A 12,616-nucleotide genomic window follows, 5' to 3' on the forward strand; every position below is an offset into this window, starting at 1 on the left:
GGCCGAGGTTCAGATTCCGTAGCGGCCGGCGGCGCCGTCGAGCAGCGCGCGCAGCCCTTCCTCGAAGCGCTCCTCGGCGGTGGTCGCGCTGGCGAGCCGCGCCCACTCGGTGTGCGGTGCCTCGGTTCCGAGCAGGGAGCGCAAGTGCGGGAGGTCGTCGTGCTCGAGCTGTTCCCGGAGGAATCGGGCGGTGTCGGCGGAAACCTCGCCGTCGTGCAGCGGCTCTCCGGCGCGCAGCACGTTGCCCACGACGTAGTCGTCGACGGCGGCCAGCAGGTCGAGCTTCGAACCGGGGTCGAGGGTGGTGCCGGCGAGGGCGGCCAGGGACTGGTCGCTGTGGCGCAGCGCGTTCGGCCCCAGCCGGGCATTGCGCAGACCTTGCAGCAGCCCGCGGTGGCGCAGTGACATGTCGCGGGTCCGGCGCGCGATGGCGGTGAGGGCGGCACGCCAGTCGGTCGGAAGTTCGCCTTCGGGTATCAGCACTTCGGCCATCACCGCGTCGTCCATGAGCGCGATCAGGTCGTCCTTGGTGCGCACGTAGTGGTACAGGGTCATCGTCCCGGCGCCCAGTTCAGCGGCGACCCGGCGCATCGAGACGGCTTCGAAGCCTTCGGCGTCGGCGAGGGCGAGTGCGGCGGCGGCGATCTGCTCGCGGGTGAAGCGGGGTCTCCGGGTGCCCGGTGCGGGTTCGGCCCAGATCGGGGTTCCGCCGTGCTCGGTTGCCATGCGGTACACCGTACCGCTAACGTTGTTCGTGCGGCGTACGACTATCGAGTACGCCGTACCAATTGATGGAGGCGGAACATGCAGGAGATCGAAGTCCTCATCGCGGGCGCCGGGCCGACAGGCCTGGTCCTGGCGTGCGAACTGGCCCGGCGCGACATCGGCTTCCGGATCATCGACAAGGCCGGCGAGCACTTCGGCGGCTCCCGCGCCGACGGGATCCACCCGCGCACCCTGGAGGTCTTCGCCGACCTCGGCGTGCTCGACGAGCTGCGCGCCGCGGGCGACGGCGGCATCCCGATGCGCAAGTACGACGACGGTGAACTGGTCTGGGAGGGCAGGCCCAGCGAACCCGTGCCCGCCACGCCCGGCGTTCCCCACCCCCACCCCTGGTTCGTCCCGCAGTTCCGCACCGAGGAGATCCTGCGCAAGGCGCTCGCCGGGAACGGCGGCCAGGTCGAGCTCGGAGTGGAGCTGCGCGAGTTCCACCAGGACGACCGGCACGTCACCGCGCTGCTCGCCGACGGCACCGAGCTCCGAGCGCGGTACCTCGTCGGAGCGGACGGCGGGCGCAGCACCGTGCGGCGCACCCTGGGCATCGGCTTCCACGGCGAAACCGACGAGACGACCAAGATGCTGATCGCCGACGTCCGGCTCAGCGGCCTCGACCGGGGCCAGGCGGTTGCCTGGTCGAGGGGCGGGGAGATGGTGTCCGCGCAACCGCTGGCCGGGACCGAGCTGTTCACCGTCACCACGTCCCGCGACGACATCGCCGCGACTCCCGCCGAGCTGCAGGAACAGCTCCGGTGGGCCAGTGGGCTCGACGTGCGGGTGCACGAGGTGCACTGGAACTCGACCTGGCGGGCCAACGCGCGCCTCGCCGAGCGCTACCGGGACGGCCGGGTGCTGCTCGCCGGCGACGCGGCGCACGTCTGCCCGCCCACCGGAGGGCAGGGCATGAACACCGGTGTGCAGGACGCCTACAACCTGGGCTGGAAGATCGCCGCCGTGCTGCGCGGCGCGGACGCGGCACTGCTGGACACCTACGAGGCCGAGCGGCGCCCGGTGGCCCGGGAAGTGCTGGAGCTGAGCGGACGGCTGCTGGACCTGATGCGCGCGGACGATCCCGAAGCGCACGTGCGCGGCCCGGAGCTGAACCAGCTCGGCTTGCACTACCGGGGCGGTCCGCTGTCGGCGGAGGAGCGCGCCGACCCCGGCCCGGTGCGCGCGGGCGACCGGGCACCGGACGCGCCGTGCGTGCGCGACGGTGCCGCGGTCCGGCTCTTCGAGCTGTTCGGCGGAACCCGGTGGACGCTGCTGGACTTCGGCGGCTCGCTCGGCGACCCGGGCATCGCCGACCTGGACGTGCACGCCGTCGTCCGCGGTGCGGGCCGCCCCGGCGACGTCGTGGACGTCCACGGCCACGCCCGTGCCGAATACGGCGTGGACGCCCCCGCCTTGCTGCTGATCAGGCCGGACGGCTACATCGGCTGGTGCGGAGACCCCGCGGGCCTCGCCGGACTCCGGTCCTACCTGCTGCCGAAGCTGAGCAGGTGAACGCCTCGCTCCCGAACTGATCGGGTGGCGGAGGCGTTCACCTGGAGCCGCGGGGGTGCTCCGCAGTCGTGCGACTCACGCAGGACGCGCTAGATGAGCATTCCCGCGATGGCCGCGCTCATCAGGTTCGCCAGCGTGCCGCCCGCGATCGCGCGCATCCCGAACTCGGCGATCAGCGGGCGGCGGGACGGCACCAGGCCGCCGAGGCCGCCGAGCAGGATCGCCAGCGACGAGAAGTTCGCGAACCCGGTCAGCGCGAAGGTGATGATGATGGCGGTGTGCGGCTCGAAGCTCGCCGCCTGCGGGCCGAAGTCGCTGAACGCGACGAACTCGTTGAGCACCAGCTTCTGCCCGATGAAGCCGCCCGCGACCACCGCGTCGTCCCACGGCACGCCGATCAGCCACATCACCGGAGCGAAGACGTAGCCGATGATCTGCTCGAAGGTGATGTCGCCCAAGCCGACCAGGCCGCCGAACGCGCCGAGGACGAGGTTCAGCAGCGCGATCAGCGAGACGAACGCGAACAGCATGGCGCCGACGTTGAGCGCGAGCTTCAACCCGTCGGAGGCACCGGTGGCGGCGGCGTCGATGACGTTGCGCGGCTTGGTTTCCAGGGCCTCGCCGTCGTCGACCGCCGTCGCGGTGCCCGCCTTCTCCGGCTCACCGGTGTCCACGGTGGACGTGTCGGCTTCGGGCTTCTCGGCGGGGGCGGGCTTCGGGTTCTTCGAGAACCACGCCGCCAGGCCGCGCCGTTCGGGGCTCGGCGTCGCCGCGTGCTCGGCGTCGCCGGTGGGCTGCTCGGTCTCCGGCACGATGATCTTGGCCATCATCAGCCCGGCGGGGGCGGCCATGAAGCTCGCCGCGATGAGGTGGTCCAGGTTCGCGCCCAGCAACGCGTAACCGACCATCACCGAACCGGCCACAGTGGACAGACCGCCGACCATGACGGCGAAGAACTCCGACCGCGTCATGCCCGCCAGGTAGGGGCGCACCACCAGCGGCGCCTCGGTCTGCCCGAGGAAGATGTTGGCCGTCGCGTTCAACGACTCCGCGCGCGTCGTGCCCAGCACCGCGCGCAGCCCGCCACCGACCACGCGCACCACCCACTGCAGCACGTTCCAGTGGTAGAGCACCGCCGTCACCGAGGCCACGAACACGATGATCGGCAGCACCTGGAAGGCCACCACCGTCGCGCCGTTGGTCGGCATGACCGGCCCCAGCAGGAAGTCGATGCCCTCCTTCGACGAGTCGATCACGCGCTGCACCCCGGAGGAAACAGCGCTCAACGCCTGCTTGCCCGCGTCCCAACGCAGGACGATGAAGGCGAACACCAGCTGGATCGCCAACGCCCCGAGCACGGTGCGCGGCCGGATGGCCCGACGATCGGTGGACAACGCGAAAGCGATCAGCAAGAGCACCACCATGCCCGCCGCGCCCCAGAGCACCTGCACGTGACCCACCTTTCGTCGATGTGGTTCGCGGAATGCTCGCATCCTCGTCAATCACGTGTGCGAGCGGCCTCACCACGGGAAATGTGGCAACGCGGCCCGTTCGTCCATCCGGACCGAGGCGGGCTTCGGGCGAATGGCGCAAAGACCGGTGCCGGGCCGGGCGGACTTCTGCGCTCCGGACTCGGCTGATCGGTCGCGGTCCGGCGTTCAGCGGCGCACGCCGACGCCGCCGTAGATCAGGTAGTCGGAGGCGTCCTCGCCGAGGTGCTCGTCGGGTCGCCACTCCGAGACGAACACCGCTCCCGGCTCGACCATCTCGAAGTCGCCGAACAGGTCGGCGATCCACCGCGACGGGCGCGGCGTGGCGGGATTGGTGCTGGTGGCGAACAGCGCGGTGAGCTGGGCGAGTTCCTCGGGGCGGGCCTCGTCGGCGGCGTGGCTGACCGCGAGCATGCTGCCGGGCGCCAAGGCCCTCCGGTAGCGCTCGACGAGCTCGGCCGGGTGGTCGTCGTCCGGGATGAAGTGCACCAGCGCCAGTATCAGCAGCATCACCGGCTGGTCGAAGTCCAGCAGCCGCCGGGTGTCGGGATGCCCCAGGATCGTGTCGGGCCGACGTGCGTCGGCTTGCACGATCGTCGCCTGCGCGTCGTCGTCGAGCAGCAGCCGGCTGTGGGCCACCGCGACGGGTTCGCAGTCGACGTAGACCACGGGGCAGGACGGATCGATCTCGTGCACGATCTCGTGAACGTTGCCGACGGTGGGGATGCCGGAGCCGAGGTCGAGGAACTGGCGCACCCCCGACTCCAGCGCGTGCAGGACGGCGCGGCGCAGGAATTCGCGGTTGATGCGGCTGGACGTGGTGATGCCGGGGAAGATCCGCTCGGCCTCGCGGGCGAACCGGCGGTCCGATTCGAAGTTGTGGCCACCGCCGAGGAGCACGTCGTAGACCCGTGCCGCACTCGGCCTGGTGGTGTCGACGTCAGCCGGAATCCACTCCTGCTCGCCCAATCCGCACCCCTTCGTGATCAACGATGTCTCCTCGGAGGATGCCGCAGTCGGGGCATCGGAGGGGCGCGAATCGATCACGGAACGCGGTGCGGTCGGAGCGGGTCGTGCGGAGTTCGCTCAGCCGCCGTCGATGCCGCGCTGGTCGGGGTCATTCGGACGTGCGCGCCGGGCGGCGATCCGGATGCAGCGCATGCACGGCATGCCCGTGGATTCCTCGACGAGCGAGGGGTCGAGCGGCATGCCGCACAACGTGATCAGCACATCGCGCGGCGTCCAGGTCGCGGCGTGCACGACGCGAGCGCGCTCGCCGACGATTCCGGCGCGGTAGCGGACGTTGAGCACGGTGGGTTCGGGCGGCGGGCGCCCGCGGTCGGCGTCGACCATCTCGGGAAGTGCCACCGTTCCGGGTTCGGGTTGGCGGTCGTGAAAAGCAGGCATGTCTCTCACCTGATTAGCTCGCGGTGGGTGAGCGCTTGTCCTGTCAAGCTACGACCGTGCTGCACTATGGAGTGACAGCTATGTGACAGTGCGGCAAGAAAGTGCTCACTCCAACGTGTGTCACCTAGTCTGGTGGTCTCATGGACCCACGTGGAAGGAGTCCCGTGCCACGGCCCGAACAGGGACTGGCCCTCGGTGACCGCGTCGCGATGGCCCGAAAAGTCGCCGGACTCAACCAGCAGGCCCTAGCCCAGCGGGCCAATTACAGCATCAGCATGCTCCGAGCGGTCGAACAGGGGCGTGAGCCCGGATCGCCCGCGTTCGTCGCCGCCGTGGCCCGTGCGCTGGGCATCGAGGCCGAGGAGCTCTACGGCCAGCCCTACCGCGGCACGCTCGACGACGACGGCGGCGTACCGCCGGGGCTGACCGAACTGCGCACGTTGTTCGCCGAAGGCCGCTACGCCCTCCCGCTGGATCCCGGCTCGCCCGAGGAGCTCGAAGCCGACCTGGACAAGGCGCGGGACCTCCGGCACTCCGACCGCGCCCGGCAGGCGATCGAGATGACGCCGTCGTTGCTGCGCAGGATGGCCGGCGCCATCCACCAGGCGAGCACCGACTCCGGTCGCGAACGGGGGTACCGGCACCTCGCGCAGGCCTATGGCAACACAGCGCAACTGGTCTACCGGTTCGGGTGGATTCCACTTGCGACACAGGCCGTGGACCTGATGGAACTTGCTGCGGAGCGTAGTGATGATCCGCTGCTGGCTGCTCACGCTGTGCAACACCGAGCGCTGATCCTGATGTCGTGCGCGGCGTACGACACCAGCAGCCGTCTGGTGCAGCACTCGCTGGGCCTGTTGGAGTCCAGACCGGACAGTGAGGAGGTGCTGGCGCTGCGCGGATCGGCGCACCTGCGCGGCGCGATGATCTCCGCCCGCGCCTGCGAGCTGGACCGCGCTCGCGAGCACATCGCCGAGGCGCGGGTGCTCGGTCAACGCCTCGGCCGGTCGTCCGCCGCTTATGACACGAACTTCGGGCCCGGCAACGTGGAGATCCACGACGTCGCCGTCTCGCTGGAAGGCGGCGATCCCGGCAAGGCGGCACGCGATGGCTCCGAGCTGCGCCTGCCCGACGACATGCGGGCCAACCGGGTCGGCCACCACTGGCAGGACGTCGCCCGCGCCTGGGTGCTCGCCAACGACCACACCAACGCGCTGCGCGCCTTGAGCAACGCGCGCCGCGCGGCCCCGCAGCAGACCCGCTACCACCCGCAGGTCCGGGAAACGGCCCGAGCCATCGCCATGGCCGAACGCCGCAAATCCGACAGCATCGCCCACTTCACCAACTGGCTGGGCCTGAAGGTCTGAGGCGCCTCGGCGGGCACCGACCGACCTGCGCACGACCAACGGCAAAGCCCACGAGGGCGAGCGAAGCGAAGCTTGCCCCGCGGCCGAAGGCCGTGCCTTTGCGGCGAAGCCGTGCAGTGGGCAAGCGAAGCGATGCTTGCCTCGCGGCCGAAGGCCGTGCCTGGATGCGCGAAGCGCATAGCCCACGTCGAAAAGCCGCTCACCGGCGGGTTCTCAGCGCCCTTCTCGCGAGGACAGCTTTTTCCCTCGTGGCGGAGCCACTTGGGAAAAAGATCCCGCAGCGAGAAGGACGCTGAGGTTCCGCTACCCGGACACCCCGTCAACACGAGCCGTGGAAGCGCTCAGTGAAGAAGACCTTCCACCGCGCCCCAGCAACCACACGCCCAAACCGGGGAAGGCACTGAAACCCACCCCACCAGCCAAGCCGAACCCCCCAGCAACGCCCACTTCGGCACCGGGAAGCGCCGGAGGGCACCCTGGTGTCATGGTCAGCATCAAGGACGTTGCCGAACGCGCCGGAGTCTCGGTGGCCACCGTGTCCAATTCGCTCAACCGCCCGGACCGGGTTTCGGTCACCACCAGGGCGCGGGTGTTGTCGGTGATCGATGAACTGGGCTACGTCCGCAGCGAGTCCGCTCGTCAGCTCCGCGCCGGGCACAGCCGGATCATCGCGCTGCTCGTGCTGGACATGGGAAATCCTTTCTTCGTCGACGTCGCCCGCGGTGTGGAGGCTGCGGCGCGCGCGGAGGGGATCGGCGTGATGCTGTGCAACTCGGGCCAGGACCCGGAGGCCGAGGCGCTGTACCTGTCGTTGTTCGCCGAGCAGCGGGTGCGCGGCGTGCTGGTGACTCCTGCCGATGTGGGCGGCGCGAATCTGGATTCCTTGCGGCGTCAGGGGATTCCCTCGGTGCTGGTCGACCGCAAGGTCGGCAGCGAGCAGGCTTGTTCGGTCGCGGTGGACGACGTCGCGGGCGGTGCGCTCGCGGTGCGCCACCTCATCGAGCAGGGCCATCGGCGGATCGGCTACGTCAGCGGGCCCGCTTCGCTGACGCAGTGCCTCGATCGGCGCACGGGCGCGCTCACGGCGCTGCGGGAAGCGGGCTTGGGCGAGGACGCGCTGAACGTGCTGGAGGTGCCTGCGCTGGACGTGGCCTCCGGGCGGGACGCGGGCGCCCGGTTGCTCGGGCTGCGGTCCCGGCCGAGCGCGGTGTTCTGCGCCAACGACCTGCTCGCGCTCGGGCTGTTGCAGTCGCTGTTCGCGGCGGGGATCCGGGTGCCGGAGGACATCGCGCTGGTCGGCTACGACGACATCGAGTTCGCTTCCGCGGCGGCGGTACCGCTGACTTCGGTGCGCCAGCCCGCGTTCCGCATCGGGCGCAAGGCGGCCGAGCTGGTGCTGGCCGAAACCGATCGCGACACCGCGGACGGGCACGTGCACCAGCAGGTGATCTACGAGCCGGAGCTCGTGGTGCGGCGCTCCAGCCTGCCGTCGTCCCGGTGAATCCGTCCCAACCGGACACTTCCGGCGCGGATGCGCCCATCCGGTGTGCCGGAACGCCCGGACGGGGGCTTCTCGCGCCGACGCGGCTTCGGTAACACGTTCCCATCGGTGTTGCGGCCGAGGGGATCGCGGCTCGACCGCACGCGGAACGCGCGGCCGGTGCTCGGCCCCGCCCGCCTCCTCGCACACCACCGGAGGCCCGCGAGGCGGGCGGGTTCGCGCGGCATCCGGACGGCGGACGACGGGAGCGCGCTTCGATGAGCACCACCGGCCCTGCCGGGGCGGCCGACGAGAGCCCCACCCGCACGCAGTGGAAGTGGACGGCGCTGGCTTCGATGGCCTCCTACATCGACGCGGGATCGATCGTCGCCGCGGCGGCGGGCCTGCCGCTGTGGGAGGCCTATCTCGGGCTGAACTCGACGGCGGTGGGGCTGCTCACCGCGTTCAGCTCCAACGCGATCTCCGCCGCGATCGGCGCGCTGATCGGGGGCAGGCTCGGGGACAGGTTCGGCCGCAAGCGCATCTACGCGTGGGATCTGCTGGTGTTCGCCTTCGGCATCTTGTGGATCGTGTTCGCGATGAACCTGCCGATGCTGTTCGTCGGTTATGTCATCGTCGGGCTCGCCGTCGGCGCCGACCTGCCGACCTCGCTGGCGCTGGTCGCCGAGTTCTCGCCGAGTCGCGCCCGGGGCAGGCTGATCGGTGTCACCCAGGTCGCCTGGAGCCTCGGGCCGATGGTGACTTTGCTGCTCGCGTTCGCGCTGGCGCCGATGGGGTTGCTGGGCGTCCGGATCGTGTTCGCGCACCTGTTCGTCGTCGCCGTGGTCACCTGGTACCTGCGGCGGGGCATGGTCGAATCCGTGCCGTGGCAGCAGGCCAGGCAGGCCGCGGTGGACAGCGGGAACCCGCTCGACGCCGGGCGGCTGCGGGACGTGTTCACCGGGCGCAACCTGCGCGCGCTGGTGTTCACCGGCGGCCTCTACGCGCTGTGGAACACCGTGGCCGGGACCAACGGCGCGTTCTTGCCGTACATCTTGCAGCGCACCGGCGACGTCGATCAGGCGACGAGCGTCGGCATCCAGGCGTTCAACTACCTGCTCACGATGCTGGCGGTCGCGTTGGTGTTCATGCCGATGGCCGACGGCACCCGCCGCAAGCCGCTGTTCGCGTTCGGGGCGGCGATGCAGATCGCCGCGTTCGCCTGCTTCGCGTTCCTGCCGATCGGGGTCGGGGTGGCGATCGCCAACGTCGCGCTGTTCGGGATCGGTGCGGCGTTCGCGGGAGAATCGTTCTACAAGTTGTGGTCGCAGGAGATGTTCCCGACGATGCTGCGCGCGACCGCGCAGGGGATCACGTTCGCCTTCGCCCGCATCGTGCTGGGAATTTGGAGCTTCCTCGTCCCGCTCATGATCGTTTCCTCGTTCGGGTTGGCAGGAATGTCGATGATCATGATGGGGATGCTGGTGTTGTTCGCCGTCATTGGGTTGCTGGGCATGCCGGACTCCGCGGGCAGGTCACTGCACGTGCTGGATCAGGAACTGTTCACTTCGGGCACCGCCGAAAGGGTCGACCCGGGTCGTGAGATCAAGGGCGCTGAGTAGTCGAATTCGAATTGAATCCACCTGATCGGGGAGTTTACTTCGGGCTTTTGGTTCCTTCCTGATTCATCGGTGAAAATAACGCGTGTCGGCAATTCGCCAACTCGGTGGATGTGGTCGATTGGGGACGTTCAATCGATCCGAGCCGGAACATCCGAGTTCTGGGGTCGGAGAGTTCGTTCGGAGGATCCATGCGTCACATTCGGGGGGTCGCGCGCGCCGTCGCGGCGACCGTCGTCATCGGAACATCCATGATCGGAGCGCCGGCGTTCGCAGCGCAGGCCGACACGAACTACGTGGCGCTGGGCGACTCGTTCGCCTCGGGCACGGGAACCAGGGACTACTTCGAGGACAGCGGGGACTGCCTGCGCAGCCCCAAGGCTTATCCGCAGCTGTGGGCCGACGCCAACGGTGCCACCTCGTTCTCCTTCGACGCCTGCTCGGGCGCCACCACCGACGACCTCAACGCCGATCAGCTCGGGTCGCTGTCCGCGGACACCACGCTGGTCACCGTGCAGATCGGTGGCAACGACATCGGCTTCGCCAAGGTCATCCAGAACTGCCTGCTCGGCAACGACGAAGCCTGCGACGGCGCCGTCACCGACGGCGAGGCGCAGACCCGCGACGAACTGCCCGCCAAGCTCGACGCCACCTACGCGGGCATCCGCTCCGCGGCGCCCAACGCGGAGATCGTCGTCGTCGGCTACCCGCGGATCACCGAACTCGGGGACTGCGGCATCCCCGGCTTCACCGACGCCAAGCGGGAGCGGATCAACGCCGGCGCCGACGTGCTCGCCGAAGTCATCTCCGAGCAGGCCCAAGCCGCCGGGTTCGCCTACGCCGACCCGCGCGACGCCTTCGACGGGCACGGCGTCTGCGGCGACCCGGAGTGGATCAACGGTCCGAGCACCCCGTTGCAGGAGTCCTTCCACCCCAACGTCTCCGGCCACGCCGACGGCTACCTCCCCACGGTTTCCTCCGCCGTCGGTCTCAGCGCGCAGGTGGTCGGGTAGCGGAACCTCGGCGGCTTCCTCGCTGCGGGAGCATCTTCCTAGTGGCTCCGCCACCAGGAGAAATGCTGTCCTCGCGAGGAAGCCCGCTGAGAACCTGCGGCGTCCCGGTTGCGTGCCGGGTCGCCGCTCAGCGGCTTCGCCGCTGACAAGGTGGAGATCAAGAACCGAGCTCGAGGACTCTTCGGTCAGGTCAGGTCAGGTCAGGGCGGAGCGGTGGATCGTGGTGAGGCCGCCGTCGTCGTCGGCTCGTTGCAGGGAGAGCAGGACGTGTTCGCCGTCCGCCTCCAGGACGCCGACCATGTTGCCGAAGTACGGGCCCGTCGACTTCGTCCAGCGCAGCGGGACCGGCGGGACCCCGGCTCGTCCGGCCAGCCGCCGGAACACGGCGGTGAGCAGCCGGGACCAGGCCATGCGCAGCGGCACGGTCAGGTGCGGGGGAGTGGCGTTGTGCAGCGGTGAGCACGTCACCTGCACCACGCGGGACCGCGTCGGCGGGGTGAACTCGGCCTCCGCCAGGTAGCTGTGGTGCACGTCCCCGGACAGCACGGACACCGAAGCCGTTCCCGGTCGGTCCGCCGCGGCGCGCAGCACCTCGGCGAGCCGATCGAAGGAAGCGCGGAACGCGGCCCAATGTTCCAGGTCGCCGGCTTGGCGGATCCGCTCGGCGAGCTTCGGCCACCGCCCGCGGTCGGAGCAGGCCGCCTCGTTCCACGACTGCAGGTGGTGCACGGCGTGCGGCAGCAGCCACGGCAGCGAGGACGCGACCACCACGTGCTCGTGCACGTCGCCTCGAACGACGGGTGTCGCGTCCCCGGACACGTCCGCCGCTGGCGGTTCCCGCCCGTCCGCGTCCACCCGCAGTTGATCGCGCAGCCAGGCGAAGTCGACCTCGGAGAGCATCGCGCGTTCGCCGCCCTCCAAGATCCGGCCGGCGCGAGTGTCCAGCACGACCAACCGCAGCGATCCCAGGTCGCGACGGTAGCTCCAGCGCACGTTCTTGTACCGGCCGTGCGTGCCGCCGGACCCGTGACCCGGCGCGGCCTCCGGCGCGCGGAGTTCGGTGTCGGCGCGCGCCGCGAACTCGCGCAGCACCGGCAGCGCGTCACCGGCCCGGCCCGCCGCCAGCACCGCCAGGTAGGTCGGGTCCTCGTCCAGGTCGTCCGGCCCGAGGTTGCCGATGTGCTGGTACACCCAGTAGGAGATGAGCCCGCCGAGCAGGCGTTCCCGCCACCACGGCTCGGCGGCCATCGCGGTGCGCCACTCCAGCGACGTGTTCCAGTCGTCCCGGACGTCGTGGTCGTCGAAGATCATCATGCTGGGCACGGTGGACAGCAGCCACCGCACCAGCGGATCGCCCCAGCCGTTGCGGTAGAGCGCGGTGTACTCCTCGAAGTCCGCGATTTCCTCGCCCGGCGGTTCGGACAGGTCGCGTCGCTGCGCGAGCTCCCGGCGCACCTGCGGTGCCGTCTGGTCGGCGTAGACCTGGTCACCGAGGAACAGCATCGCGTCCGGCCAGTGCCGCTCCGGCGCGTCCATCAGACGTCGCGCGCAGGACTCCAACGCGTCCGGCCCGAGCGCACGGCGCCGTGAAGCGTCTTCGGTCGGCCCGAACCGGCACGACCCGAACAGCAGCCGCGCCTTCGACCCGCGCGGCACCGTGCGGATCCGGCTCGGCGGGTGCGTATCACCGGGTTCCGGCCACGCCAGTGCGCCGTCCACCCGCACGTCGTACGGCGTCGACGTGCCCGGGAGCAGGCCCCGGATCGGGACGAGCGCGTAGTGGTGCCCGCCGATCCGGAACGTGTCGACGGCATTGCCGAGCACTTCGACCGTGCAGGCCTCATCCAGCTCCAGCCACACCGTCGCCGACGTGTCGTCGGTGTAGCGGAGGATCGGCCCCAGCACCACATTCGTCACGCGCCTTGCATACCGCACCGGAGGGCGTGGTGAAAGCGCTCGT

At 70.1% G+C, this 12,616-nt stretch carries 10 protein-coding genes; 5 read left to right on the top strand and 5 right to left on the bottom strand.

All coding sequences use genetic code 11. The features are described 5' to 3' along the window. Nucleotides 1-9 precede the first annotated feature (9 nt). Nucleotides 10-726 (bottom strand): TetR/AcrR family transcriptional regulator, encoded by a 717-nt coding sequence (locus OOZ19_RS22660; protein WP_266092165.1) that lies wholly within the window; start codon nt 724-726, stop codon nt 10-12. Nucleotides 727-804: 78 nt separating this feature from the next. On the opposite strand from OOZ19_RS22660, the gene OOZ19_RS22665 reads away from it, so the two are divergent. Then, nucleotides 805-2,280 carry an FAD-dependent monooxygenase gene (locus tag OOZ19_RS22665; protein ID WP_266092166.1) on the top strand — a complete coding sequence of 492 codons (1,476 nt, stop codon included), beginning with the start codon at nt 805-807 and terminating at the stop codon, nt 2,278-2,280. Nucleotides 2,281-2,369: 89 nt separating this feature from the next. Here the strand turns inward: OOZ19_RS22665 and OOZ19_RS22670 are convergent, their stop codons facing one another. The 3 genes from OOZ19_RS22670 to OOZ19_RS22680 form a co-directional block, all read right to left on the bottom strand. Further along, entirely contained in the window at nt 2,370-3,731 is a 1,362-nt protein-coding gene (locus tag OOZ19_RS22670) for a NupC/NupG family nucleoside CNT transporter (protein ID WP_266092167.1), read from the bottom strand. A 207-nt stretch (nt 3,732-3,938) separates the two neighbouring features. Continuing rightward, the gene (locus OOZ19_RS22675) at nt 3,939-4,760 is read right to left on the bottom strand and encodes an SAM-dependent methyltransferase (RefSeq protein ID WP_266092168.1); all 822 of its coding nucleotides are present in this window, start codon (nt 4,758-4,760) and stop codon (nt 3,939-3,941) included. Between the two features lie 96 nt (nt 4,761-4,856). After that, nucleotides 4,857-5,177: a hypothetical protein gene (locus tag OOZ19_RS22680; protein ID WP_266092169.1), complete on the bottom strand. Its 321-nt coding sequence runs from the start codon at nt 5,175-5,177 to the stop codon at nt 4,857-4,859. Between the two features lie 164 nt (nt 5,178-5,341). Here OOZ19_RS22680 and OOZ19_RS22685 point away from each other — a divergent pair, with 164 nt between their 5' ends. From OOZ19_RS22685 to OOZ19_RS22700, 4 genes are all read left to right on the top strand, one after another. Then, on the top strand, nt 5,342-6,544 hold the full coding sequence (locus OOZ19_RS22685) for a helix-turn-helix domain-containing protein (protein WP_266092170.1): 1,203 nt from the start codon (nt 5,342-5,344) through the stop codon (nt 6,542-6,544). 484 nt (nt 6,545-7,028) lie between these two features. Further along, nucleotides 7,029-8,045: a LacI family DNA-binding transcriptional regulator gene (locus OOZ19_RS22690; RefSeq protein ID WP_266092171.1), complete on the top strand. Its 1,017-nt coding sequence runs from the start codon at nt 7,029-7,031 to the stop codon at nt 8,043-8,045. 257 nt (nt 8,046-8,302) lie between these two features. Continuing rightward, a complete protein-coding gene (locus tag OOZ19_RS22695) occupies nt 8,303-9,646 on the top strand; it encodes an MFS transporter (protein ID WP_266092172.1) in 1,344 nt (447 codons plus the stop codon). A 248-nt stretch (nt 9,647-9,894) separates the two neighbouring features. Next, nucleotides 9,895-10,656: an SGNH/GDSL hydrolase family protein gene (locus OOZ19_RS22700; RefSeq protein WP_266092173.1), complete on the top strand. Its 762-nt coding sequence runs from the start codon at nt 9,895-9,897 to the stop codon at nt 10,654-10,656. Nucleotides 10,657-10,851: 195 nt separating this feature from the next. Here the strand turns inward: OOZ19_RS22700 and OOZ19_RS22705 are convergent, their stop codons facing one another. After that, nucleotides 10,852-12,573 (bottom strand): alkaline phosphatase D family protein, encoded by a 1,722-nt coding sequence (locus OOZ19_RS22705; protein ID WP_266092174.1) that lies wholly within the window; start codon nt 12,571-12,573, stop codon nt 10,852-10,854. Between the last annotated feature and the right edge of the window lie 43 nt (nt 12,574-12,616).

Source organism: Saccharopolyspora sp. NFXS83 (assembly GCF_026241095.1).
Taxonomy (GTDB): domain Bacteria; phylum Actinomycetota; class Actinomycetes; order Mycobacteriales; family Pseudonocardiaceae; genus Saccharopolyspora_C.

Excerpts from the sequence above, each read along its gene's own strand:
- OOZ19_RS22660 (WP_266092165.1), bottom strand. The coding sequence starts at position 726 with ATGGCAACCGAGCACGGCGGAACCCCGATCTGGGCCGAACCCGCACCG.
- OOZ19_RS22665 (WP_266092166.1), top strand. The coding sequence starts at position 805 with ATGCAGGAGATCGAAGTCCTCATCGCGGGCGCCGGGCCGACAGGCCTG.
- OOZ19_RS22680 (WP_266092169.1), bottom strand. The coding sequence starts at position 5,177 with ATGCCTGCTTTTCACGACCGCCAACCCGAACCCGGAACGGTGGCACTT.
- OOZ19_RS22695 (WP_266092172.1), top strand. The coding sequence starts at position 8,303 with ATGAGCACCACCGGCCCTGCCGGGGCGGCCGACGAGAGCCCCACCCGC.
- OOZ19_RS22690 (WP_266092171.1), top strand. The coding sequence starts at position 7,029 with ATGGTCAGCATCAAGGACGTTGCCGAACGCGCCGGAGTCTCGGTGGCC.
- OOZ19_RS22700 (WP_266092173.1), top strand. The coding sequence starts at position 9,895 with ATGATCGGAGCGCCGGCGTTCGCAGCGCAGGCCGACACGAACTACGTG.